At 65.1% G+C, this 23,002-nt stretch carries 24 protein-coding genes; 9 read left to right on the top strand and 15 right to left on the bottom strand.

Annotation, left to right across the window (positions count from 1 at the left end; translation table 11 throughout):
- Positions 1-57: 57 nt before the first annotated feature.
- Positions 58-1,305: an MFS transporter gene (locus QAR72_RS03515; protein ID WP_304615981.1), complete on the top strand. Its 1,248-nt coding sequence runs from the start codon at positions 58-60 to the stop codon at positions 1,303-1,305.
- Here QAR72_RS03515 and QAR72_RS03520 read toward each other — a convergent pair whose 3' ends face one another.
- Entirely contained in the window at positions 1,306-3,180 is a 1,875-nt protein-coding gene (locus tag QAR72_RS03520; protein ID WP_304615982.1) for a glycosyl transferase, read from the bottom strand.
- 2 nt (positions 3,181-3,182) lie between these two features.
- Complete coding sequence (locus tag QAR72_RS03525; RefSeq protein WP_304615983.1) at positions 3,183-4,298, bottom strand: hypothetical protein; 1,116 nt, start codon at positions 4,296-4,298, stop codon at positions 3,183-3,185.
- Positions 4,299-4,491: 193 nt separating this feature from the next.
- On the opposite strand from QAR72_RS03525, the gene QAR72_RS03530 reads away from it, so the two are divergent.
- The 3 genes from QAR72_RS03530 (at position 4,492) to QAR72_RS03540 (ending at position 7,296) form a co-directional block, all read left to right on the top strand.
- Complete coding sequence (locus QAR72_RS03530) at positions 4,492-5,481, top strand: glycosyltransferase (protein WP_304615984.1); 990 nt, start codon at positions 4,492-4,494, stop codon at positions 5,479-5,481.
- Between the two features lie 102 nt (positions 5,482-5,583).
- The gene (gene glf, locus QAR72_RS03535) at positions 5,584-6,729 is read left to right on the top strand and encodes a UDP-galactopyranose mutase (protein ID WP_304615985.1); all 1,146 of its coding nucleotides are present in this window, start codon (positions 5,584-5,586) and stop codon (positions 6,727-6,729) included.
- Between the two features lie 24 nt (positions 6,730-6,753).
- On the top strand, positions 6,754-7,296 hold the full coding sequence (locus tag QAR72_RS03540; RefSeq protein WP_304615986.1) for a hypothetical protein: 543 nt from the start codon (positions 6,754-6,756) through the stop codon (positions 7,294-7,296).
- Between the two features lie 3 nt (positions 7,297-7,299).
- On the opposite strand, the gene fghA is transcribed toward QAR72_RS03540, so the two are convergent.
- From fghA to hrcA, 6 genes are all read right to left on the bottom strand, one after another.
- Positions 7,300-8,133 carry an S-formylglutathione hydrolase gene (gene fghA, locus QAR72_RS03545; protein WP_304615987.1) on the bottom strand — a complete coding sequence of 278 codons (834 nt, stop codon included), beginning with the start codon at positions 8,131-8,133 and terminating at the stop codon, positions 7,300-7,302.
- Positions 8,134-8,145: 12 nt separating this feature from the next.
- Positions 8,146-8,658: a GNAT family N-acetyltransferase gene (locus QAR72_RS03550; RefSeq protein ID WP_304615988.1), complete on the bottom strand. Its 513-nt coding sequence runs from the start codon at positions 8,656-8,658 to the stop codon at positions 8,146-8,148.
- Entirely contained in the window at positions 8,655-9,293 is a 639-nt protein-coding gene (locus tag QAR72_RS03555; RefSeq protein ID WP_304615989.1) for an ATP-dependent Clp protease proteolytic subunit, read from the bottom strand. The genes QAR72_RS03550 and QAR72_RS03555 overlap by 4 nt, the downstream gene beginning before the upstream one ends.
- 81 nt (positions 9,294-9,374) lie before the next feature.
- A complete protein-coding gene (locus tag QAR72_RS03560; protein WP_304615990.1) occupies positions 9,375-10,502 on the bottom strand; it encodes an S-(hydroxymethyl)glutathione dehydrogenase/class III alcohol dehydrogenase in 1,128 nt (375 codons plus the stop codon).
- 125 nt (positions 10,503-10,627) lie between these two features.
- Positions 10,628-11,167, bottom strand: coding sequence for a nucleotide exchange factor GrpE (locus tag QAR72_RS03565; protein ID WP_442953542.1), 540 nt, complete (start codon positions 11,165-11,167; stop codon positions 10,628-10,630).
- Positions 11,167-12,222 carry a heat-inducible transcriptional repressor HrcA gene (gene hrcA / locus QAR72_RS03570; protein ID WP_304615992.1) on the bottom strand — a complete coding sequence of 352 codons (1,056 nt, stop codon included), beginning with the start codon at positions 12,220-12,222 and terminating at the stop codon, positions 11,167-11,169. Before hrcA ends, QAR72_RS03565 begins: the two co-directional genes overlap by 1 nt.
- A gap of 85 nt (positions 12,223-12,307) precedes the next feature.
- Between hrcA and rph the strand changes: the two genes are divergently transcribed.
- Genes rph through QAR72_RS03595 form a run of 5 tightly spaced genes read left to right on the top strand, consistent with a single transcriptional unit; the run spans position 12,308 to position 15,508 of the window.
- Positions 12,308-13,021, top strand: coding sequence for a ribonuclease PH (rph, locus tag QAR72_RS03575; RefSeq protein WP_304615993.1), 714 nt, complete (start codon positions 12,308-12,310; stop codon positions 13,019-13,021).
- Positions 13,018-13,626 (top strand): non-canonical purine NTP pyrophosphatase, encoded by a 609-nt coding sequence (locus QAR72_RS03580; RefSeq protein ID WP_304615994.1) that lies wholly within the window; start codon positions 13,018-13,020, stop codon positions 13,624-13,626. The genes rph and QAR72_RS03580 overlap by 4 nt, the downstream gene beginning before the upstream one ends.
- Positions 13,619-13,993, top strand: coding sequence for a RidA family protein (locus QAR72_RS03585; protein WP_304615995.1), 375 nt, complete (start codon positions 13,619-13,621; stop codon positions 13,991-13,993). The genes QAR72_RS03580 and QAR72_RS03585 overlap by 8 nt, the downstream gene beginning before the upstream one ends.
- On the top strand, positions 13,990-15,153 hold the full coding sequence (gene hemW / locus QAR72_RS03590) for a radical SAM family heme chaperone HemW (RefSeq protein WP_304615996.1): 1,164 nt from the start codon (positions 13,990-13,992) through the stop codon (positions 15,151-15,153). The genes QAR72_RS03585 and hemW overlap by 4 nt, the downstream gene beginning before the upstream one ends.
- A 1-nt stretch (position 15,154) precedes the next feature.
- Positions 15,155-15,508 carry a YbaN family protein gene (locus tag QAR72_RS03595; RefSeq protein ID WP_304615997.1) on the top strand — a complete coding sequence of 118 codons (354 nt, stop codon included), beginning with the start codon at positions 15,155-15,157 and terminating at the stop codon, positions 15,506-15,508.
- Between the two features lie 39 nt (positions 15,509-15,547).
- Here the strand turns inward: QAR72_RS03595 and QAR72_RS03600 are convergent, their stop codons facing one another.
- The 7 genes from QAR72_RS03600 to QAR72_RS03630 all read right to left on the bottom strand — a co-directional run bounded on the left by QAR72_RS03600 (position 15,548) and on the right by QAR72_RS03630 (position 22,812).
- A complete protein-coding gene (locus QAR72_RS03600; RefSeq protein ID WP_304615998.1) occupies positions 15,548-16,450 on the bottom strand; it encodes a ParB/RepB/Spo0J family partition protein in 903 nt (300 codons plus the stop codon).
- Positions 16,450-17,232, bottom strand: coding sequence for a ParA family protein (locus QAR72_RS03605; protein ID WP_304615999.1), 783 nt, complete (start codon positions 17,230-17,232; stop codon positions 16,450-16,452). The genes QAR72_RS03600 and QAR72_RS03605 overlap by 1 nt, the downstream gene beginning before the upstream one ends.
- On the bottom strand, positions 17,225-17,815 hold the full coding sequence (rsmG, locus tag QAR72_RS03610; protein WP_304616000.1) for a 16S rRNA (guanine(527)-N(7))-methyltransferase RsmG: 591 nt from the start codon (positions 17,813-17,815) through the stop codon (positions 17,225-17,227). Before rsmG ends, QAR72_RS03605 begins: the two co-directional genes overlap by 8 nt.
- Positions 17,812-19,677 carry a tRNA uridine-5-carboxymethylaminomethyl(34) synthesis enzyme MnmG gene (gene mnmG / locus QAR72_RS03615; protein ID WP_304616001.1) on the bottom strand — a complete coding sequence of 622 codons (1,866 nt, stop codon included), beginning with the start codon at positions 19,675-19,677 and terminating at the stop codon, positions 17,812-17,814. The genes rsmG and mnmG overlap by 4 nt, the downstream gene beginning before the upstream one ends.
- 11 nt (positions 19,678-19,688) lie before the next feature.
- Entirely contained in the window at positions 19,689-20,954 is a 1,266-nt protein-coding gene (gene mnmE / locus QAR72_RS03620; protein WP_304616002.1) for a tRNA uridine-5-carboxymethylaminomethyl(34) synthesis GTPase MnmE, read from the bottom strand.
- A gap of 10 nt (positions 20,955-20,964) precedes the next feature.
- Entirely contained in the window at positions 20,965-22,236 is a 1,272-nt protein-coding gene (gene rho / locus QAR72_RS03625; RefSeq protein ID WP_304616003.1) for a transcription termination factor Rho, read from the bottom strand.
- Positions 22,237-22,365: 129 nt separating this feature from the next.
- Positions 22,366-22,812 (bottom strand): CopD family protein, encoded by a 447-nt coding sequence (locus QAR72_RS03630; RefSeq protein WP_304616004.1) that lies wholly within the window; start codon positions 22,810-22,812, stop codon positions 22,366-22,368.
- Between the last annotated feature and the right edge of the window lie 190 nt (positions 22,813-23,002).

Consider the following 23,002-nt stretch of genomic DNA (forward strand, 5'->3'; position numbering starts at 1 on the left):
TGACCGGGTGCCGATCGCGCGGCAAGGCTGAGGCTCCGTTCACCCGGAGCCTCTTTCATGTCCGCCAATGCGCGCCTGTTCACCCCTGTCCTGATCGGCGGATCGCTGATCCTGCTGATCAACTTTGCGCTGCGCGCCAGTTTCGGGGTGTTCCAGATCCCCATCGCCGAGGATTTCGGCTGGCCGCGCGCCGAATTCTCGCTGGCCATCGCGATCCAGAACCTGGCCTGGGGCGTCGGGCAGCCGATCTTCGGCGCGCTGGCGGAACGGTGGGGCGACCGGTGGGCGATCATCCTGGGCGCGTTCCTCTATAGCGCCGGGCTGATCCTGACGGCCTTTGCGACCACGCCCGCCGGTGTGCAACTGCTGGAGATCATGGTGGGCTTCGGCATCGCCGGGACGGGCTTCGGCGTGATCCTGGCGGTGGTGGGCCGCGCGGCCAGCGACGAGAACCGCAGCCTGGCCCTGGGCATCGCGACGGCTGCCGGATCGGCCGGGCAGGTTTTCGGCGCGCCTTTGGCCGAGATCCTGCTGGCCTTCTATGCGTGGCAATCGGTCTTCATCATCTTCGGGGTGATCATCCTTGGCACGCTGGCCTTCCTGCCGATGCTGGGCAGCGGACGGCCTGCAAGCCCCGCCGCGCTGGAGGCCAGCATGGGCCAGGTCGTGGGCCGTGCCTTCCGCGATCCGTCCTTTCTGATGATCTTCGCGGGGTTCTTTTCCTGCGGCTATCAGCTTGGCTTCATCACCGCGCATTTCCCCGCCATGATCACCGAGATGTGCGGCCCGATCGAGCCGGGCGGCATGCTGGCGGGACTGGGCATCACCACGACCTCGGCGCTTGGGGCGGTCGCGATCTCGCTGATCGGGCTGGCCAATATCGCGGGCGCGATCCTGGCGGGGTGGCTGGGCAAGCGATATACCCGCAAATACCTGCTGGCGGGGATCTACACGATGCGGACCATCGCCGCCGCCGCCTTCATCCTGACGCCGATCACGCCCGCGACGGTCATCGTCTTTTCGCTGGTGATGGGGGCGCTGTGGCTGGCGACGGTGCCGCTGACCTCGGGGTTGGTCGCCTATATCTACGGCCTGCGCTACATGGGCACACTATACGGCTTTGTCTTCCTGTCGCACCAGATCGGGTCGTTCATCGGCGTCTGGCTGGGCGGCTGGCTTTACGACATTTCGGGCGATTACCTGCTGGTCTGGTGGATCGGCGTGGGCGTGGGCGCGTTCAGCGCGCTGATCCACCTGCCCGTGCGCGAGGCACCCCTGCGGATGCCCGCGCCCGCCGCGGCCTAATCAGCCCGCCTTGGCAATGGGCTGATCGGCGGGCTGAACCGCGACCTGATCGACTGTCGCCGGCGCAGGGTCCAGACCCAGACGGCGGCGCCAGAAGGCGTCGCTGGCCAGGCGCAGATAGCCCTCGCGCCAATCGGCGCGGATGGCGTCGTGATGACGCCACAGATGCCACATGTTGCGGGTCATCCGCCAAAGCTGCCGTGCCGCCTTGCGCTTGGAATGGTGGACGGTGAAGGCGTTGCCCTTGCCGTCCAGATAGGTGACCTGCGCGGCGGCCCAGGTCTGGCGGATCTCGCCCCGGCGGCCTGCGGGCAGGACGCGGCGATTGCCGATCCGGCGCCAGAACGGGATCAGATGCCCGTTCAGCGTCAGCTTCATCGCCAGCCGAACCACGGGGTTGGCCGGGTTCCAGCGGATATGGTCGGCGGGCGGAGGGCCTGCCAGCGGGCGGAAGGCCTCGACATCCCTGATCCGCGCCAGATCGGCGCGGCGGGCGGCCATATCGGCATTCTCCTCGAAGAAGTCGGGGCCGCGCATCACGTCCTCGAAGGACAGGTTCAGCGCCTCCATCGTCTCGTAATGGCATTGCAGCAGGCTGCGCCCGAAGAAGCGCAGCGGAATCGAGGCCAGCGTGGTGCGCGGGATCTCGACCCCGGGGATGGCGATGTGGTTCGCCATATGGCTGCGCAGGTCCAGATAGAGCGTGTTCAGTGATTCCTTGTCGGCAAAATTCGCATCCTGGAACGAGACCACGCCGGGCAGCGTCGTGATGCTGAAATCGTTGGCCAGCGAAAAGCCGACATCGTCGCCGCGCACGAAATAGGGAAAGGGCCGGAACCGGGTCGCGGCGATCGGAAAGGCGAAATACCACCAGCCGCCGTAATAATTCCCCGGCTTGCCCCCGGTCGAGGCGAATTCCATCGCCGCCGCCTCGTCGAAATCGCTGAGGTCGGTGCCCATGGATTCGGGCCGGCACTGGATGTGGAAGCGCGCGCCGTTTTCCCAGATCAGGTTCTTGAACTGCGCGTTTGTCAGCGCGCCCGCTACGGCGGCGTTGTCGTCGTTTGCATGGGCCAGCCACGCCCATGTGCGTTGCAGCGCGTCCATATGCACCGAGGCGTCGTCATCCATGAACAGGACATGCGTGGCGCCGCTTGCCTCGGCCTCGATCAGGCCGCGGGCAAAACCGCCCGCCCCACCCAGATTCTCGTTCGGGATGGGGGTCACATGGGCGCAGGGCTCGATCCCCGCGCTCTGGCCGTTATCGACGACCTGAAGATGCAGATGCGCCGCCAGCGGGCTGGTGGCCACGTAATCGCGGAAGCGGCGGACGCTGGCCTGCACGGCCTCTTCACGGCGAAAGGTCGTGATCGACAGCGCGATCTGTGGCTGGCGGCGGGGCGCCTGACGGGTCAGCCAGGCGATATCGTCCAGATGGCCCGTGCCGAAACTGGTCAGCGCAAAGGTCAGCACGCCGCCCAGGGCGTGCTGGATATGGCCGGTCAGATCGACAATCAGCGGCTGGCCTTCGGTCAGGGTCACGATCTCGGACAGGATCGTCTCGTCGGACCGGCGCGGCGCGTGCTGGCGCACGACCAGCGCGAATTCGCCCTGCCCGCGCAGCGACAGCGACAGGTCGGACAGGCCCGCCCCATGCTGCCACTTGCCCAGATTGAACAGGTTGAAGGCCGTGTCGAAGCCCAGTTCGGCCCCCGCGCCCACCTGGATGCGGCGCCGGCTGGCGCCCAGCCCCGCCGGCCCCGACAGCCGCACGTAAAGCGTCGGCTCTGACGAGATGCCGGGTTCGGGCCACAGCATCCCCTGCAGCAGATGCAGCGCGGGCAGGTGATCGGCGGCGGATGTCGGAAGGGTCACGGTCAGACCTCGATAGGGTTCGGGGTTGCGCGCAGATGCGCCAGGAATTCCTTGGCCCGCGCGGGCAGCGGCGCGATCCTGTCGTCGGTCAGGGCGGCCAGCGCGGCGCGCGTCGCCTCGGCCTGCGGCAGCGGGCGGCAGGACAGCATCGCGTCGATGTCGGGGAAGAAGGCCGCCTGCCCGGTGATGCCCGACAACCAGGCATGCGAGGGCAGGAAGGCCTCGAACATGGCGCGGCGGCTGTCGGCGCCGAACATCTCGATGTCGCGCGCGGGCGGCAGGTCGAAGGCAGCTTCGTGTTTCAGCAGGAACTGCACCAGCGCATGGGCTTCGGGCCGGGTCAGGGTGTGGTTGCCCTGACGCGCGATCTCGACCAGGGCGGGATGCAGGCTCTTGTTCGCGCGGCGGGCGGGGGTCATGTCGGCGGGAAAGTCGATGCCGGAATGGGCCGTGAAATCGGCCTCGGACCCGCCGGCGGACAGGATGTCGGCATAGTTGCGCAGCACCTTCCCCTCGCCCGGAACGCGGATCAGCCAATCCTCGACGGCCAGCCGATAGTTGAAATGGATCGTCGCCTCGTAATGGCGCCACCCCTCGCCCGCCAGCGGCCCCGGCTTTTCGCAGACCTTGACGCGCTGATTGTGCCACGAGGCCAGGTATTCATCGGGCCGCCTGAGCGCGCCATAGACCGAGAAGGTGGCATCCGGAAAGATGCGGGTCACTTCGTCGATCAGTTCGGGCTTGACCGCGCCGAAATTCGAGAACGCTTCCGAGCACAGCACGACCGCCTTCGGCTTCAGTTCCGCGACCTGAGACCGGATGGCACGGATCATCTGCTGGCGCGGCGGCAACAGGGTGAACTGGGCCGGAATGGGAAAGCCCGCGGCCTCGGACATGAACTGATAGGCCAGCGCGCTGTGGGGTTCGCGGATATTCGCGGTCAGCGCCGAGGCCCGATCGCCGGCCAGCATCCGCGCCGCGACCGAGGCCGCCCCCTGCATTTCGGTATAGGGATAGAGGATGCCGTGCCGGATCAGGCGGACCACGTTCTGCGACAGGAAGACCTGAAGCGAGGTCGATCCGACCTTGTGATGACCGATATAGAGGCTGACATGCATCCTGCGTGTTCGTCTCCGGTTGTGTGCGCCATTCCGGCGGGCCGGGGCCCGCCTGCCCCGATGCACCTACAGGCGGGTCGGGCCTGTCGCAACCCGTGCGGGGGCTGCCTCGGCGGAAAAGCGGCGGCGGCATTGCCGCGCGGGGCGGTGGCTGTTATGCACCCCCGTCCCTTCGCACACAAGGCAAGCGCGCGTGATCCACAGCCCCCCTGCCCCGGCGACGGCCCGCCCGATCATCGGCGCCATCGTCGTGACGCATAACCGCCTGCCCAAGCTGCGCGACACCCTGACGCGGCTTCTGGCCGAGGATCTGGACCGGGTGCTGGTCTTCGACAATGCCTCGACCGACGGGACCGCGGATCATCTGGCGGGGCTGGACGACGCCCGGCTGATCGTCCATCGCAGCGCCGACAATCTGGGCGGGGCCGGGGGCTTTTCGGGCGCGATGGCGCTGATGCGTGACCGGGTGGACCCGGACTGGATGCTGCTGATGGACGATGACGGCCGCCCCGCGCCGGGCGCCATCGCGGCCTTTCGCCAGGCCGACCTGACGGGCTGGGATGCCGCGGGGGCCGCAGTCTTCCACCCCGACGGCCGCATCTGCGAGATGAACCGCCCCTATCGCAATCCGTTCTGGCGGCTGCCCGAATTCCTGCGCACCCTGTCGGGCAGGGGTCGGCGCGGCTTTCATCTGACCGACGCGGCCTATGATCCGGCGGCGGGGCCGGTGGCGGTGGACATGACCTCGTTCGTGGGGTTCTTCGTCTCGCGCCGGGCCGTGGCGCAGGCCGGGCTGCCGGATGCGCGGCTCTTCGTCTATGGCGACGACCAGCTTTACACGCTGACCATGCGGCGCAAGGGGTTGGCCATCGGCTTTCTGCCGCAAGTCCGGTTCGAACACGATACCGAGGCCGCGCAGGGCGCCAGCGGGCTGGTGCTGCGGCCGTTATGGAAGGTCTACTACATGTATCGCAACGCCCTGATCGCCTATCGCGTGGCGGCAGGGCCGTTCTTCTGGCCGCTCGTGCCGCTTCTGGTGGTCAAGTGGCGGAGGAAGGCCCGCGATTACGGCGACGACGCGCCGGCCTTTCGCCGGATGCTGTCGCTCGCGCTGCGCGACGGGCTGGCGCGGCGGCTGGGGCGCGATCATGCCGATCTGGTCGAACGCGCGACGCGACGCTGAAAGCCGCGCGGGGAACGGCTTTCGCTTGCCCGCCCCCCGGCCAAGACGATATGGCCTGACAACCCCTGCGGGCGGAAACGACAGGAAACGAACGAGGCTGCGATGCGATTTCTTCTGGTGGGCGCCGGTCTTTCGGGCGCGGTGATCGGGCGCAAGCTGGCCGAGGCGGGGCATGATTGCCGCATCATCGACAGCCGCGACCACGTCGCCGGCAATTGCCACACGGCGCGCGACCAGGCGACCGGCGTGATGATGCATGTCTACGGCCCGCATATCTTCCACACCGACGATCAGGGCGTCTGGGATTACGTCAACCGCTTCGCAACCTTCATGCCTTTCCAGAACCGGGTGAAGTCCACGACCCAGGGCGCGGTCTATTCGCTGCCGATCAACCTGCTGACGATCAACCAGTTCTTCGGCAAGACCATGCGCCCCGACGAGGCGCGCGACTTCATCGCGGATCAGGCGGACCTGTCGATCGAGGACCCGCAAAGCTTCGAGGAACAGGCCCTGCGCTTCGTCGGCCGCCCGCTCTACGAGGCGTTCTTCAAGGGCTATACCGAAAAGCAGTGGGGCTGCAGCCCGACCGAGCTGCCCGCCTCGATCCTCAAGCGGCTGCCGGTGCGGTTCAACTACGACGACAACTACTTCTTCCACCGCTTCCAGGGGATGCCCCGCGACGGCTACACGCCCATGGTCGAGGCGATCCTGGACCACCCCCGCATCACGGTCGAGCTTTCCACCCCCTATGACCCCGCCATGGCCGAAGGCGTCGATCACGTTTTCTGGTCCGGCCCGCTTGATGGGTATTTCGATTACCAACTGGGCCGTCTGGGCTATCGCACGCTGGATTTCGAGCGGTTCGATCATCAGGGCGATTACCAGGGCTGCGCGGTGATGAATTACGGCGACCGCGAGGTGCCCTATACCCGCATCACCGAACACAAGCATTTCAGCCCTTGGGAAAGCCACGAGGGCAGCGTCTGCTACCGCGAATACAGCCGCGCGGCCGAGCCGGGCGACATCCCCTATTATCCGATCCGACTGGTCCGCGAGAAGGCGCTGCTCGAGGAATACATCGCGCTGGCGGAACGCACGCCGGGCGTGACCTTCGTGGGCCGGCTGGGCACCTATCGCTATCTGGACATGGACGTCACCATCCGCGAGGCTCTGGATGCGGGCGACGCCTTCCTGTCCTGCCTGACCGAGGGCCGGTCCGCGCCGGCCTTCCTGACCTCTCCCCGGTGATCCGCGCCTGATCGGAAGCCTGCCATGACCGAGCCACGCCCCCTTGAACCGGATGCGCGCATGCGCCCGATGCTGAACGAGATCCGGCAGCAGGATCATCACGGGGTGATCGGGCCGGGCGACAACCCGGTCGGGCATGACGCCTTTCTGTCGCTGGACCCCGAGGCGGGGATCACCGGCCGCTTCGCCTCGCGCCCCGGTCAGATCATCGAGCTTGAGCTGCAGCCCGCTTTCGGCATCCAGCCGCGCTGGCAGGGGCTGCACCTGCCGCTTGGGCCGGTCGATCTGTCGGATGCGGCGGCGTTCGGCCTGATCGCGCGCAGCGTGGCGCCTTTGTCGATGACGACGCGGATCTGCTTGCGCTCGGGCGTGGGGGCGGACATCGTGGACGTGTTTCTGCCGCGCCTGATGGTGTCCTACGACCAGCCGAGCCTTCATCACGACCTGATCGAACCCGCCGCCATGCCCGACCTGCCGCAGCAGGCCGATTGGCGCGACCTGATCCTGTTCTTCCGGCCCGGCCCGGTCAGACTGACCGTGCTGGACCTGCGGCTGTTCCTGGTCTGAGGATCAGGCCAGCCGTTCGGCGTGCCAGAAGACGTGATCGGCCATGAAGCTCTGGACGAACCAGTAGCTGTGATCAAAGCCGGGCTGCATCCGGAACTGGCCGGGCTGGCGGCGGGCCATCATCGCATGGGCCAGGGCCTCGGGGCGCAACAGGTCAAGGAACTGGTCGGTGCTGCCCTGATCGATCAGCACCTCTCCGGGATAGCCTCGCTCGGTCATCAGGATCGTCGCGTCATGGGCGCGCCATGCGGTGCGGTCCTCGCCCAGATAGGCGCTGAACTGCTTGCGGCCCCAATCGGATTCGGTCGGGTTCGCGATGGGCGCGAAGGCCGAGACCGAGCGATAGCGGTCGGGATGCGTCATCGCGATGGTCAGCGCGCCGTGGCCGCCCATCGAATGGCCGGTGATGCCCATCGCCTCGGGATCGACGGCAAGATTCTCACAGACCAGAGCCGGCAATTCCTCGGTCACGTAATCCCACATGCGGAAATGCGGCTTCCACGGGTCCTGCGTCGCGTTGACGTAGAAGCCCGCGCCCTGGCCCAGGTCATAGGCCTCGTCATTGGCCACGCCCTCGCCCCGCGGCGAGGTGTCGGGAAAGACGATGGCGATGCCGGCCTCGTCGCACCATTGCTGGGCGGCGGCCTTGGTCATCGCGTTCTCATGCGTGCAGGTCAGGCCCGACAGATACCACAGGACCGGCACCCTGCCGAACTGCGCAGCCTCCGGCAGAAAGACCGCAAAGGTCATATCCGTGCCGGTCGCGTGGCTGCGGTGGCGATAGACGCCCTGGGTGCCGCGAAAGCTGCGATTCTCGGAAACGGTCTCAAGGCTCATCCGGGTCTCCTTTCAGGATCTGGCGTTCAGGGTCTGGAACATGACCAGCGCATCGACCGGCCCTTGATCGGGATGCATGAAGGCGCCCGGCAGGCGGCCCACGATGTCGAACCCGGCCTTCTGCCACAGATGCACCGCGTCGGCATTGGTCGAGACGACGAAATTGAACTGCATCGCGCGGAAGCCCTGCCCGGCGGCCCAGTCCTTCGCATGTTCGACCAGCGCCCGGGCAATGCCGCGCCCGCGTGCCGCCGGGGCGGTCGCGAACGAGGCGTTGGCAACATGCGCCCCGCCGCCCGCGCGGTTGCGCCCGACATGACTGGTGCCCAGCACGGCGCCGTCAGCCTCGGCCACAAAGGCGGTGAAGGGCTCGGCGAACCAATCCGCGATCGCCTCGTCCCGGGTGACGTCGCGGGGCATGCAATAGGTCTGGCCCGCCCGGTAGACGGGTTCGAGGATGGACCAGATCGCGTCGTGATCGTCAGGGGTGGCGGGGCGGATGATCGCCCCGCTGGCCGTTGTCATTTCAGGTCGTCCACGCTGTGGATGACGCGGCCCAGCAGGCCGTAATCCAGCGCCTCGGCCGTGTTCAGCCAGAAGTCGCGCTGCGTGTCCTTCTCGATCCGCTCGACCGGCTGGCCGGTCGCCTCGGCGAAGATCTGGTTCAGGCGGTCCCGCATCAGGCGCACCTGTTCGGCCTGGATCATCATGTCCGACGAAGTGCCGCCGATCCCGCCCGAGGGCTGGTGGATCAGAAAGCGCGTGTTCGGCAGGCAGAAGCGGTTTTCCTTTTTCGCGGCCACGAAGATCAGCGCGCCCGCGCTGGCGACCCAGCCCGAACCGATGGTGCGGACGGTGGGGCGGATGAACTTGATCACGTCATGGATCATGTCGCCCGATTCCACATGCCCGCCGGGCGAGGAAATCAGCATGTTGATCGGATCGTCGCTGTCCTCGGCCAGCGCCAGAAGATGCGCGACGGTGCGCTGCGCCAGCTTGTCGTTGATCGGGCCGGCAACGATCACCGTGCGCGACTTGAAATAGAGCTTGGCGATCTTGTCACCCTCGGGCAGGCCGAGGCCGCTATCCTTGTCGCCCTTGTGGCGGCGGTCGTCGTCTTCCTGATCGTCGTCGTCATCGTCCAGCCACTGATGGCGCATCGGCCTGCTCCTTCGTTCGTTCTTGCGGCGACGGCGGCGCACGCAGCGCCGCCGTCCTTTTACCTAAGCAGAGGTGAAGGATCAGTAAAGGACGACCGAGCGGATCGATTCACCGTGATGCATCAGGTCGAAGCCCTTGTTGATGTCCTCGAGCGGCATCGTGTGGGTGATCATCGGGTCGATCTCGATCTTGCCGTCCATATACCAGTCCACGATCCGCGGAACGTCGGTGCGTCCGCGCGCCCCGCCAAAGGCAGTGCCTTTCCAGACGCGGCCGGTGACCAGCTGGAAGGGGCGCGTGCTGATCTCGGCCCCCGCAGGCGCCACGCCGATGATGATCGACTGGCCCCAGCCCCGATGGGTGCATTCCAGCGCGTCGCGCATGACCTTGACATTGCCCGTCGCGTCAAAGCTGTAATCCGCGCCGCCGATCTGGTCGAAGGGCGTCTTGGTCAGGTTCACGATCTCCTGCACGACGTTCTCGACATTCTTCGGGTTGACGAAATGCGTCATGCCGAAATGTTCGGCCATCGGCTTCTTGTCGTCGTTCAGATCGACGCCGATGATCATGTCCGCGCCCGCCAGACGCAGGCCCTGGATCACGTTCAGCCCGATCCCGCCCAGACCGAAGACGACCGCCTTGGCGCCGATTTCCACCTTGGCGGTGTTGATCACGGCGCCGATCCCGGTCGTCACGCCGCAACCGATATAGCAGATCTTGTCGAAGGGCGCATCCTCGCGGACCTTCGCCAAGGCAATCTCGGGCAGGACGGTGTAGTTCGAGAAGGTCGAGCAGCCCATGTAGTGGTGGATCGGCGTGCCATCCAGCATGGAAAAGCGGCTGGTTCCGTCGGGCATCAGCCCCTGCCCCTGCGTCGCGCGGATCGCGGTGCAGAGGTTCGTCTTGCCCGACAGGCAGGACGCGCATTGCCGGCATTCGGGCGTGTAGAGCGGGATGACGTGATCACCAGGCTTGACCGAGGTGACGCCCGGGCCGACCTCGACCACGACGCCCGCGCCTTCATGGCCGAGGATCGCGGGAAAGATCCCCTCGGGATCAGCGCCCGAGCGGGTGAATTCGTCGGTGTGGCAGATGCCGGTGGCCTTGATCTCGACCATCACCTCGCCGGCTTTCGGGCCTTCGAGGTTGACCTCCATCACTTCCAGGGGCTTGCCGGCCTCGACGGCCACGGCGGCACGGGTTCTCATCTTCTGCATCTCCTCTGGCGTGTCCCGCGACAGGTGTCCGCCGCGGGCTGTGGCGACAGGGTTGCCGCCACGGCCGGGATCTGCAAGTCGGAATAAGGTTGTAGCGCCGCCGGGCCGCTGCCGGATCAGGATGCGGGGGTCGAGGAGACGCCGACCTTGGCCGGACGCAGCAGCCGGTCATGCAGGCGGAAGCCGTTATCCATCACCTGGATGATCTGGCCCGCCACGGTGCCGGGAACGGGCGCCTCGAACATGGCCTCGTGCCAGGTCGGGTCGAATTTCTCGCCGGTGGCGGGGCGGATGACGGTGATGCCGTGCTTGGCGAAGACGTTGTCCAGCTCGCGCAGGGTCAGTTCCACCCCTTCGATCAGCGCGGCGGCGGCGGCGCGCTGTTCGTCGCCTGCCGCATCCAGCGCGCGTGTCAGCGCGTCATGCACGGGCAGCAGGTCGCGGGCCAGGCGCGAGCCGCCATATTGCTCGGCGTCGCGGCGATCCTTGTCGGCGCGCTTGCGGGCGTTTTCGGCATCGGCCAAGGCGCGCATGAACTTGTCGCGCAGCTCGTCGCGTTCGGCTGACAGCCGCGCGATCTCGTCTGCGGGATCGGCCAGCGGATCGGCCAGGGTTTCGTCCAGAGGCTGCTCGTTCTGCTCGGTCATGGTCTTCATCATCCTTTCCGGCCGGACAGAACCCGCCCGACCAGTTGCGCGGTATAATCGACGATCGGCACGATCCGGCCGTAATTCAGCCGCGTCGGGCCGATCACGCCAACCGCGCCTACGATCTTTCGGTCGGCATTCATATAGGGGGAAACGACCAGAGCGGAACCCGAAAGTGAAAAAAGCTTGTTTTCCGAGCCGATGAAAATGCGCACGCCGTCGCCCTGTTCGGCCAGTTCCAGAAATTCCACGATGTCGCGCTTGCGTTCCAGATCGTCGAACAGGATCCGCACCCGGTCCAGATCGGCGATCTCGCTGGCCAGCAGGTTGGACCGCCCCCGCACGATCAGCCGGGGATCGCTGCTTTCCTGCCCCCAGAGCGCGATGCCGGATTCGACCAGCTCGGCGGCCATCACGTCCAGCTCGGCCCGCCGCGCGGCGATCTGGTGGGCGATATGCGCGCGCAGTTCGGACAGGGTGCGCCCCTCGGCCATGGCGTTGAGGAAATTACCCGCCTCGCGCATCGAGGACGGCGTCTGCCCGGGGGGCGGGGTGAAGATACGGTTCTCGACATGGCCATCGGCGAAGACCAGCACCACAAGCGCACGGTCTGCGCCAAGGCTGACGAATTCGATATGCCGGATCGGCGCCTCGCGCTTGGGCATCAGCACCAGCGAGGCCCCGCGCGTGATCGTGCTGAGCGCGGTGCTGACCCGGTCCAGAAGCACATTCGTATCAGGATCGTCATTGCCGAGCGTCTGGTCGATGGCCGCGCGGTCCTGCGGATCGACGGCGTCGACCTCCATCATCCCGTCCACGAAGAGCCGCAGCCCCAGCTGCGAGGGCAGCCGCCCGGCCGAGACATGCGGGCTGTCCAGAAGGCCCAGATATTCCAGATCCTGCATGACGTTGCGCACGGTCGCGGCGCTGAGCCTTTCGGACAGGGCGCGCGTCAGGGTGCGCGAGCCGACCGGCTCGCCCGTTTCCAGATAGGATTCGACGACCCGGCGAAACACCTCGCGGGACCGTTCGTTCAGTTCATCCAGCAGCGATTCCTGGCTCATGGGCCCTGTCTTGTGATCCCCGACGGGGTTGCGTGAAGGTGCCCTCGGGCGGTATGGGCAGGCAGCTTCACGAAAAGGATGAATCATGCGCCCTTCAGGCCGGAATCTAAGCCAAATGCGTCCGATTTCAATTGAAACCGGGGTCATGCGGCATGCAGAGGGCTCTTGCCTGATCCGCTGCGGCGACACGCATGTCCTGTGCACCGCCTCGATCGAGGACAGCACGCCGCGTTTCCTGAAAGGCACCGGCCTTGGCTGGGTCACCGCAGAATACGGGATGCTGCCTCGCGCGACGAATACCCGCAACCGCCGCGAGGCCGCGACCGGTAAGCAATCGGGGCGGACGCAGGAAATTCAACGGCTTATCGGGCGCAGCCTGCGCGCGGGGATCGACCGTAGCGCGCTTGGCGAGCGTCAGATCACGGTGGATTGCGACGTGATCCAGGCCGATGGCGGGACGCGCTGCGCCTCGATCACCGGGGGCTGGGTGGCGCTGCGCCTGGCGGTGAACAAACTGCTGAAGGCCGGCGCGATCACCAGCGACCCGATCCTGGATCACGTGGCGGCCGTCAGCTGCGGCATCTATGCGGGCCAGCCGGTTCTGGATCTGGACTATGCCGAGGACAGCGAGGCCGGGACCGACGGCAATTTCGTGCTGACGGGCGCGGGTCGCCTGATCGAGGTGCAGATGTCGGCCGAGGGCGCGACCTTTTCGCGCGACCAGATGGCGCAGCTTCTGGACATGGCCGAGGCCGGGATGGCCGATCTGGTCGCAGCCCAGAAGGCGGCGCTGGCATGAGGGCCTTCACCGAAAAGCGCCTGCTGGTCGCCACGCATAATGCGGGCAAGCTGGCCGAGATGCGGGCGCTTTTCGCCCCCTACGGCGTCGAGGTAACGGGCGCCGCCGAGGCCGGTCTGGCCGAGCCTGCCGAGACAGAGGAAAGCTTTGTCGGCAATGCCCGCATCAAGGCGCGCGCCGCCGTCGAGGCGACCGGCCTTCCGGTTCTGGCCGATGACAGCGGGATTTCGGTCGATGCGCTGGACGGCGCGCCGGGCGTACACACAGCCGACTGGGCCGAGACCGGCTCGGGCCGCGATTTCCGCATGGCGATGGAGCGCACCTGGAATGCGATCCAGGCGACGGGCAAGCCCGCCCCCTTTGCCGCGCAGTTCCGCTGCACCTTGGTCCTGATGTGGCCGGACGGGCATGACGAGGTGTTCGAGGGCGTTCTGCCGGGTCAGGTCGTCTGGCCTCCGCGCGGGGCCGAGGGGCATGGCTATGACCCGATCTTCATGCCTGACGGCCATGACATCACCCTGGGCGTGATGCCGGCCGATCTGAAGAACAGCCTGAGCCACCGCGCGCTGGCGGTCGAAAAGATGATCGGGGCCGTCCTTGCATAGGATCACCACCGGATCGCCCTTCGAGGAGGCGTTGGCCTATAGCCGGGCAATCGTTCGGGGCGACTGGTGCTTTGTCTCTGGCGTGACGGGCTACGATTATGCCCGCATGGCCATGCCCGAGGACGCGCTGGATCAGGCGCGGAACTGCTTCACCACGATCTTCGCCGTGCTGGCCGAGGCCGGTTTCACACCGGGCGACATCGTGCGCGTGCAATACACGATCACCGATGCCGAACTGGTCGACCGAATCGCGCCCGCCCTGCGCGAGGCGTTGGGCGACGTGCGCCCCGCCGCCACGATGGTGGTGGCGGGGCTGATCCGACCCGAGATGAAGGTCGAGATCGAAGTGACGGCGTTTCGCGGATGATCGGGCAGGAGGATTGGCGGCATGGCGGCTTCGGGCTTTACGTCCATTGGCCCTTTTGCGCGGCCAAGTGCCCCTATTGCGATTTCAACAGCCATGTCTCGGCCTCGGTCGATCAGGCGCGGTGGGCGCGGGCGCTGGCCTCGGAGATCGCGCGTTTGGCCGAGGAATTGCCGGGCCGGCATCTGGACAGCATCTTCTTCGGCGGCGGCACGCCCTCGCTGATGCTGCCCGAGACCGTCGATCACGTCCTGCGCGCCGCCCGGGCCGCTTGGGGCTTTGCCAACCGCATCGAGATCACGCTGGAGGCCAATCCGACCAGCGTGGAACGCGAGCGCTTTCGCGGCTTCGCCGAGGCGGGCGTGAACCGCGTCTCGATGGGAATACAGGCGCTGAACGATGCCGATCTGCGCGCACTGGGCCGGATGCACGACGTCGCCGAGGCAAGAGCCGCTTTTGACGTGGCGCGCGACGTGTTCGAGCGGGTGAGCTTTGACCTGATCTACGCGCGGCAAGGTCAGGATCGCGCCGCCTGGCGGGCCGAACTGCGCGAGGCATTGGCGATGGCGGCCGACCACCTTTCGCTTTACCAGCTTACGATCGAACCCGGCACCGCCTTCGGCCGCCGCGCCGAGGCCGGGACGCTGCGCGGCCTGCCCGACGACGATCTGTCGGCGGACATGTATCATGACACGCAGGAGATCTGCGCGGCTGCAGGTCTGCCGGGATACGAGATCTCGAACCATGCCGCACCGGGCGGCGAGAGCCGTCACAACCTGATCTATTGGCGCCAGGGTGATTGGGCCGCCGTCGGGCCGGGCGCGCATGGACGGATCACCCTGCCCCATGGCCGCCACGCGACCGAGGCGCATCTGACGCCGGGCGCCTGGCTCAACGCGGTTGAGACAACGGGCAGCGGCGAGTCCCTGCGCGAGCCGGTGCCAAGCGACGAACAGGCGACCGAATTGCTGCTGATGGGGCTAAGACTGGCCGAGGGGATCAGCGAAAGCCGCCATGCACATCTGGCGGGCGCGTCGCTTCGGGCGGATGCGGTGGCGCGATTGCTGGATCTGGGCATGATCGAGCGCACCGGGGACCGTCTGCGTGTAACTGATGCGGGCCGCCCGGTGCTGAACGCGATCCTGCGCGAACTGGCGGTCTGACATGCGCCGCGTTTGGTTCGTCGTCGGCTGGATCTTCGTCGTGCTGGCGATCATCGGCACGGCGCTGCCGATCGTGCCGACAGTGCCGTTCCTGCTGGTCGCGGCATGGGCCTTTGCGCGGTCCTCGCCCCGCCTGAAACGGCGCATCCTGCGTCATCCGCGCTATGGCCCCCCCGTCCGGGCATGGCAGGAACGCGGCGTGGTCGGCCCTTGGGCCAAGGCCTGGGCGATCAGCGCGATGAGCAGCGGCGTGCTTCTGTCGTGGTGGCTGAACCTGCCCAAGGAAGCCGTGGCCATTCAGACTGTCGTCTGCCTGCTGGTCGCGCTGTTCCTTCTGACGCGGCCTTCCCGCTAGATACGGTGTCTGCTTCGGCAGGAACCACAGGATAGGGTATCAGTGACCGCCCAGAAGCTGGCAGAGCTTGTCCAGCTGATCGAGGTCCTTGTAGGTGATCACCACCTGCCCGCCATCGATGCCCGCGTGGCGGATCTGAACGCGCATGCGGAGATTGGCCGACAGATCGTCTTCGAGCGCGCGTGTGTCGCTGTCGCTTGTCTCGGCGGCAGCACCCTTCCGGGGACGCGCAGCATCAGGATTATCGCCTTGCGCGAGTTTGCGGACCATGTCTTCGGTTTCGCGCACCGAGAGACCCTTTTCGATCACCTTGCGGGCCAGTTGTTCAGGGTTTGCTGACGTGACGAGCGCGCGGGCATGCCCGGCCGTCAGACGCCCTTCCTTGACCAGCTCCTGAACGGGCTGCGGCAGGTTCAGCAGGCGCAGGAGGTTCGCAATATGACTGCGGCTCTTGTTCAGGGCCTCGGCCAAACGCTCTTGGGTGTGGCCGAAGCGCTCCATCAATTGCTTGAAGGACGCGGCTTCCTCGATCGCGTTGAGGTCGGCGCGCTGGATGTTCTCGATGATGGCGACTTCCAGCATCTCGGTGTCCGAGAAGTCGCGGATGATGACCGGCAGTTCGTGAAGCTGCGCCATCTGCGCGGCGCGCCAGCGCCGCTCGCCTGCCACGATCTCGTAGAGATCCTTGTCGCGCGGATGCGGCCGGACGATGAGCGGTTGCAGGACGCCCCTGCTGCGGAGCGAGGCCGCCAGTTCGTTCAGCGCCTCGGGGTCGAAACTGCGGCGCGGCTGGTTCGGGTTCGCGGTGATCTGCTCGATCGGCAGCGTGGCGCGATCGCGGGCCGGGCGATTTGCGGCCGGTTCGTCGGCCACAGAGATATCGGCCATAAGGGCGGAAAGGCCACGGCCCAGACCCCGCTTGATGGATTTGGGATCGGACATCATGCAATCTCCGGCAGTTTGAGACGGGCGGCGAATTCGGCCGCAAGCTGGCGATAGGCAATGCTGCCCTTGGACAGCGGATCGTAATGGAGAACCGGCATGGCGTGGGACGGAGATTCCGACACGCGCACGTTTCGCGGGATCACGGTGGTATAGACAAGCTCGCCCAAGGTCGCGCGCGCATCGGCTTCGACCTGTTGCGACAGGTTGTTCCGGTTGTCCGACATGGTGAGCACGACGCCGTTGATCCGCAGCGCCGGATTGGCGCTGGCGCGGACTTCGCGCACTGTCGTCAGAAGCTGCGAGAGACCCTCGAGAGCATAGAATTCGGCTTGCAGCGGAACGAGGACCGCATGGGCGGCGACCATTGCGTTGACGGTCAGCAGACCAAGCGCAGGCGGACAGTCGATCAGGATGATCGCGTCGCTTGGGGCGCCGTTGAGAGCCTGAGGCAGAAGCCGTAGACGGTCGCTGCGCTGCGACAGCTGCGCATCGGCCGATGACAGGTCCGAGGTCGCGGGAACGATGGAGAGGCGCGGAAATGCGGTCTTGCAGAGACCGGCCTCGAGCGTCACGTCGCCGGTGAGCAAGTCGAAGGAGGACCGGTCGCGTTGCTCTAGTTCGATGCCCAGGCCGGTCGAGGCATTGCCTTGCGGATCCAGGTCGATGAGGATGACCTCATGCCCCATCTCCGACAAGGCGGCGCCCAGATTGATGGCAGTCGTGGTTTTGCCGACCCCGCCCTTCTGGTTTGCGATCGCCACGATGTGAGCATCAGGCATGGGCGATGTCCCTCACGTTGAGAATGGCTGCTTCGGGGTCCGTCTTACTGGTAAAGGCTTCGTAGCGGAAATGCCAGTGCTTCGCGGCCTCGTCAGCCTCTTGTTGCCACCTGCGACCCTTCAGAAGCCACGCTTCGCCTTGGGGTGCGAGGTGGCGCTGCAGAAAGGGCAAAAGCTTGTCGAGAGGAGCAAGTGCGCGTGCCGACAGATAATCGGCATTCTGAGGCGACAGATCCTCAATACGGCACGCATGGACCGTCACCTTGGGCAGTGACAACTCGCGGATGACCGAGCGCAAGAATGCACATTTGCGCGAGTCACTTTCGACGAGGGAAACCCTCAGATCGCGATCTGCCCAAGCGGCTGCAAGAACGATACCGGGAAGGCCACCCCCGCTGCCGATATCCAACCAGTGGCCTTGTGGTTGCTCGACAAGTTCGGTCAATTGAAGGCAGTCAGCAAGGTGGCGCTGCTGTAGATCGTCCAGAGTGGACGGCGCCACAAGGTTGATCGCTGGATTCCATTTTCGGAGAAGCGCGCTGTAGATTTCGAGCCGTTCGCCTGTTTCACGTGAAACACTCATGCGCTCCGCGCCTTGACCGAGCGCTTGGCGGCGAGCAGCAGGACCGACAGCGCCGCTGGGGTCATGCCTTCGATTGCCGAAGCCTGCGCGAGTGTCGCTGGCCGCTGGTCTGACAACTTACGCGCCAGTTCCCCAGACAAGCTTCCAATGGTTGCATAGTCAAGCTCGGCCGGCAGGACGATCCCTTCATTCTGCCGAAGCGCCTCGATGTCGCGCTGCTGACGGTCCGTATATTGAGCATACATGGCGTCATTCCGCAATTGCTGCCATGTATCCGCGCCAATTTTCGGCAGGCCAGGGCAGAGCTGGTAGATCGTCGAAACATCCAGATCCTCCGAGCCCAGCAGCGTGAAAATCGAGCGGCGCTGTCCGTCCTGACGCTTCTCGATTCCGGCCTTTGAAAGTTCGTTCGGGCTGAACAGTGCAGCTTCAAGCGCGGCACGCGCGGAATCATAGCCTGATTGTCGTTCCTTGAAGGCCCGCTCCCTCTCGGCCGACACACATCCGATCTGGATCGCCTTGGGCGTAAGGCGTTGATCTGCGTTATCAGCACGAAGGGAAAGCCTGAACTCGGCGCGCGAGGTGAACATGCGATACGGTTCGGTTACGCCCTTGGTGACCAGATCATCCACCATGACGCCGATATAGCTGTCGGAGCGGCTGAACAAGACAGGGTCTGCCTGCCCTAAGGCTTCCCGCGCTGCGTTTAGGCCAGCGACGAGTCCTTGGGCTGCGGCTTCTTCATAACCTGTCGTTCCGTTGATCTGACCGGCGAGAAACAAGCCGGAGGCCGCCTTGACCGCCAAGCGGTGATCGAGGGCCCGCGGGTCCACATAGCTGTATTCCACCGCGTAACCCGGCTGAACAATCTCGGCCGCTTCCAGACCGCGGATTGAACGGACATAGGCGAGTTGGACGTCCTCGGGCAGCGAAGTGGAGATCCCGTTCGGATAGACAAGCGGCGAATCGATCCCCTCAGGTTCAAGAAAGACCTGGTGGGACTCCTTGTGCGCGAAGCGCGTCACCTTATCCTCGATCGAGGGACAATACCGAGGCCCCCGACCTGAGATATGCCCGCCATACATGGCAGAACGCCCGATATTCTCGCTGATGATGCGATGCGTTTCGGGATTGGTGTGAGTGATCGCGCAAGCGATCTGTGGCGCCTCCGGAGCTATGCTCAGGTACGAGAACAGCGACGGTTTATCGTCACCCGGCTGCTGCTCAAGCGCGTCCCAATCAATACTGTCGCGCAACAATCTGGGCGGAGTACCTGTCTTCAGGCGTCCAAGCGGCAGATTGAACTGGCGAAGGGAGTCAGCAAGCGGATTGGACGCCGCATCACCCCACCGGCCGGCGACACGGCTTTGATCCCCGATATGGATCCGGCCCTCAAGGAAGGTTCCGGTCGTCAAAATCGTAGCGCCGGACAGGACTTCGCCGAGGTTCGCCAAACGAACGCCGATCACACGCCGACCTTCGGTGAACAGGGCGACAACCTCGTCCAGGACCAGTTCCAAACCCCGACACTCTGCCAGCTCACTAGCTGCGTGGCGCTGATACAGTGCGCGATCCATCTGCGCCCGCGGACCTTGAACCGCAGGCCCCTTGCTGCGATTGAGCAACCTGAACTGGATTCCGGACTTGTCCGCGATCCTGCCCATCACACCATCGAACGCATCGATCTCACGGACCAGATGGCCCTTCCCGAGGCCGCCGATAGCCGGGTTACAGGACAGCGTTCCCACATCTTCAGCGCGCATCGTCACCAGCGCGACACTCGCGCCAAGCCGCGCTGCAGCCGTTGCGGCCTCAAGGCCAGCATGGCCGGCGCCAACGACGACGACATCATAGTGTTTCACGTGGAACACTCCTACTTCCCGATACAGAACGAGGCGAAGATGACATCTAGATAGTCCTCCGACCCGATTCGTCCAAGCAAACGATCAAGTGATGCGGCAGCCGCGCGTATGTGCTCTGCGGCCAATTCGGCAGGCTGCCCGGCGACAGAGTTCAGAGAATCGACAGCAAGCGCAATCTCCTGCCTCTGCCTGTCATGGCTGATCACGCCGGCCTGACTGACCCTTTGTCGCAGCCGGTCCGACAGCTCCGCCAACAGATCGTCCAGCCCATCTCCGGCTGCAGCGGAAATCATCAGCCCCGTTCCGCCGACAGAGAGATCGGCCTTGCTACGGACCAGCAGGTCGCCCTCCTGCCAAAGATCGTCAACCCTTCCGCCATCCGGGGACAGGTGGATGCGAAGATCCGCCAGACGCGCGCGATCTCGGGCTAGTCCGATTCCCATGGCTTCGATCGCGTCGCCTGCTTCCCTGAGGCCCGCAGTATCGAGGAAGGTCACCGCCAGACCATTCAGATCGTACCGCATCTCGATCACATCGCGGGTCGTTCCGGCAATCTCCGAAACGAGGGCCACGGTGCGATCGGCGAGCCGGTTCATCAAGGTCGACTTGCCGGCATTGGGCGGCCCGATGATTGCCACCTCAAAGCCCAACCGGACTCGCTCGGCGGCCTGAAACCCTGCCAGCTCGCGCTGCAGCTCGACGATCAGCTGCCCGACCAGATCAAAGACTTCCGCCGGAACGTCGTCGGGAACATCCTCGTCGGCAAAATCAACGCTGGCCTCGATCAAGGCCCCTGCCCTGATCAGCTTCTCGCGCCAACCGACGGCGCGCTGCGCGAGTTCACCGCTCGCGGTCCGCATGGCGAGCTGGCGTTGCGCCTCGGTCTCGGCGGCCAGCAGATCGCCCAGACCTTCGACCTCGACCAGGTCCATCCGGCCGTTGAGCAAGGCGCGGCGTGAAAATTCACCGGCCTCAGCCAAGCGGGCGCCACCGCGCTCCAGGGCGCGAGCCACCCGACGCACCACGACCGGAGCGCCGTGCAGATGCAGTTCGACACATTCCTCGCCGGTGAAGCTGGCCTTCTCGTCGAAACGGATCAGCATGGCCTGATCCAGAACCTCGCCATCCTCGACCAGGCGGCGCAGGTAAGTACGCCTCGCCTCGGGCAAGGCACCGCCAAGACGCTCGGCAAGCTGCCGCGCGCCGTTTCCGCTGATCCTTACAATGGAAACGCCACCCCGCCCGGGCGGAGTGGCTTCGGCATAGATCAGGTCCATTCCAGCCCCGTCAGGCGTTCATCGAATCGAAGAATTCACCATTACTCTTCGTCTGCTTCAACTTCGAAATCAGGAACTCGATCGCATCCGTCGTCCCCATCGGGTTCAGGATCCGCCGCAGCAGATAGGTCTTCTGCAGGTCCTTCGCATCGACCAGCAATTCTTCCTTCCGCGTGCCCGATTTCAGGATATCCATGGCCGGGAAAACGCGCTTGTCGGCGACCTTGCGGTCCAGAACGATCTCGCTGTTGCCGGTGCCCTTGAATTCTTCAAAGATCACCTCGTCCATCCGCGATCCGGTGTCGATCAGCGCGGTCGCGATGATGGTCAGGCTGCCGCCTTCCTCGATGTTCCGCGCCGCACCAAAGAATCGCTTGGGCCGCTGCAACGCATTCGCGTCCACGCCACCCGTCAGAACCTTGCCCGAGCTGGGAACCACGGTGTTGAACGCCCTACCAAGTCTTGTGATCGAATCGAGCAAAATCACAACATCTCGTTTATGCTCGACCAGACGCTTGGCCTTCTCGATCACCATCTCGGACACGGCGACGTGGCGGCTGGCCGGTTCGTCAAAGGTCGACGAGACGACCTCGCCCTTGACCGAACGCTGCATGTCGGTGACTTCCTCGGGCCGCTCGTCGATCAGCAGCACGATCAGGTAGCATTCCGGGTGATTGCGCTCGATCGAATGCGCGATGTTCTGCAGCAGCACCGTCTTGCCGGTGCGCGGAGGCGCCACGATCAGCGAACGCTGCCCCTTCCCGATCGGCGCCACCAGGTCGATGATCCGGGCGCTGCGATCCTTGATGGTCGGATCCTCGATCTCCATCTTCAGCCGCTCGTCGGGGTAAAGCGGCGTCAGGTTGTCAAAGGCCACCTTGTGACGCGCCTTCTCGGGATCCTCGAAATTGATCCGCTCGACCTTGGTCAGCGCGAAATAGCGCTCGTTCTCGCCCGGCGCGCGGATCACGCCTTCGACCGTGTCGCCGGTGCGCAGCGAATGCTGCCGGATCATGTCGGGGCTGACATAGATGTCGTCCGGGCCCGGCAGATAGTTCGCCTCGGTCGAGCGCAGGAACCCGAAACCGTCCTGGACGACCTCCAGCACGCCCTCGCCGCCGATTTCCCAGCCTTCCTCGGCATGCTCCTTCAGGATCGAGAACATCATCTCGCCCTTGCGCATGGTCGAGGCGTTCTCGATCTCCCATTCCTCGGCCATCGACAGCAGATCGGCCGGGCTCTTGGCCTTGAGGTCGGACAGGTTGAGGCGTTCTTCGGTCATGCGGCTGCAATCTTTCGCTGGCGCAGGCTCATGCCGCGCAAGGATGATGATCGTCGGAGAATCCCGCACCGGACGGCCGGGTTTGAGGCGGCACATACGCGCCATCCCCGCCCGAGTCAATCTTGGGCATCAGAACTTGATGATCACGGCACTCACGATCGCCACCATCAGCAGCGTCGGAACCTCGTTCATCATCCGGTAATGGCGCCCCTTCTTCGCCGCGCCCGCCTTCAGGCGCCGCGTCTCGCGCACGCACCAGATGTGAAACGCCGTCATGCCCAGAACGCCGGCCGCCTTGACCCAAGGCCAGGCGAAGTCCCAGCCGACGATCCCCGGAACAGAAACCAGCGTCAGCCCGCTCAGCCATGTGGCGATCATCGCGGGACGCATGATCAGCCGCATCAGTTTGTCTTCCATGATCAGAAGGCTCGCCACCGGCTCGGCCTGACCGGCATGGCGTTCCGAATGATAGACGAAAAGCCGGGGCAGATAGAACAGTGCCGCCATCCAGGCGATCACGGACATCACGTGAAACGCCTTCACGTAGGGATAGGTCAGCACAAGCCAGTCGAGCATCAGAGCCTCTTTCTTCTTCACTTAAATATAAGAAGGAAAGAAAAGGATGTTGTAGATGTAGGCCCTGTGCATAGCGGGATTGCGGCAAAAGGCCCACGAAAATCCCCAGATCCACCTGATGTGGACAGCCCTTGCCAACGGCCGCCTTCTAGCAAAAAGATCTTTATATTTCAATAACCAATCCTGTGGA

The sequence above is a fragment of the Paracoccus sp. (in: a-proteobacteria) genome, assembly GCF_030604785.1.
Lineage (GTDB): Bacteria > Pseudomonadota > Alphaproteobacteria > Rhodobacterales > Rhodobacteraceae > Paracoccus.

Coding starts and splice junctions, on each gene's coding strand:
- QAR72_RS03515 (WP_304615981.1), top strand. CDS start 58: ATGTCCGCCAATGCGCGCCTGTTCACCCCTGTCCTGATCGGCGGATCG.
- QAR72_RS03525 (WP_304615983.1), bottom strand. CDS start 4,298: ATGCATGTCAGCCTCTATATCGGTCATCACAAGGTCGGATCGACCTCG.
- glf (WP_304615985.1), top strand. CDS start 5,584: ATGCGATTTCTTCTGGTGGGCGCCGGTCTTTCGGGCGCGGTGATCGGG.
- QAR72_RS03540 (WP_304615986.1), top strand. CDS start 6,754: ATGACCGAGCCACGCCCCCTTGAACCGGATGCGCGCATGCGCCCGATG.
- fghA (WP_304615987.1), bottom strand. CDS start 8,133: ATGAGCCTTGAGACCGTTTCCGAGAATCGCAGCTTTCGCGGCACCCAG.
- QAR72_RS03550 (WP_304615988.1), bottom strand. CDS start 8,658: ATGACAACGGCCAGCGGGGCGATCATCCGCCCCGCCACCCCTGACGAT.
- QAR72_RS03555 (WP_304615989.1), bottom strand. CDS start 9,293: ATGCGCCATCAGTGGCTGGACGATGACGACGACGATCAGGAAGACGAC.
- QAR72_RS03560 (WP_304615990.1), bottom strand. CDS start 10,502: ATGAGAACCCGTGCCGCCGTGGCCGTCGAGGCCGGCAAGCCCCTGGAA.
- QAR72_RS03565 (WP_442953542.1), bottom strand. CDS start 11,167: ATGAAGACCATGACCGAGCAGAACGAGCAGCCTCTGGACGAAACCCTG.
- hrcA (WP_304615992.1), bottom strand. CDS start 12,222: ATGAGCCAGGAATCGCTGCTGGATGAACTGAACGAACGGTCCCGCGAG.
- rph (WP_304615993.1), top strand. CDS start 12,308: ATGCGCCCTTCAGGCCGGAATCTAAGCCAAATGCGTCCGATTTCAATT.
- QAR72_RS03580 (WP_304615994.1), top strand. CDS start 13,018: ATGAGGGCCTTCACCGAAAAGCGCCTGCTGGTCGCCACGCATAATGCG.
- hemW (WP_304615996.1), top strand. CDS start 13,990: ATGATCGGGCAGGAGGATTGGCGGCATGGCGGCTTCGGGCTTTACGTC.
- QAR72_RS03595 (WP_304615997.1), top strand. CDS start 15,155: ATGCGCCGCGTTTGGTTCGTCGTCGGCTGGATCTTCGTCGTGCTGGCG.
- QAR72_RS03600 (WP_304615998.1), bottom strand. CDS start 16,450: ATGTCCGATCCCAAATCCATCAAGCGGGGTCTGGGCCGTGGCCTTTCC.
- QAR72_RS03605 (WP_304615999.1), bottom strand. CDS start 17,232: ATGCCTGATGCTCACATCGTGGCGATCGCAAACCAGAAGGGCGGGGTC.
- rsmG (WP_304616000.1), bottom strand. CDS start 17,815: ATGAGTGTTTCACGTGAAACAGGCGAACGGCTCGAAATCTACAGCGCG.
- mnmE (WP_304616002.1), bottom strand. CDS start 20,954: ATGGACCTGATCTATGCCGAAGCCACTCCGCCCGGGCGGGGTGGCGTT.
- rho (WP_304616003.1), bottom strand. CDS start 22,236: ATGACCGAAGAACGCCTCAACCTGTCCGACCTCAAGGCCAAGAGCCCG.
- QAR72_RS03630 (WP_304616004.1), bottom strand. CDS start 22,812: ATGCTCGACTGGCTTGTGCTGACCTATCCCTACGTGAAGGCGTTTCAC.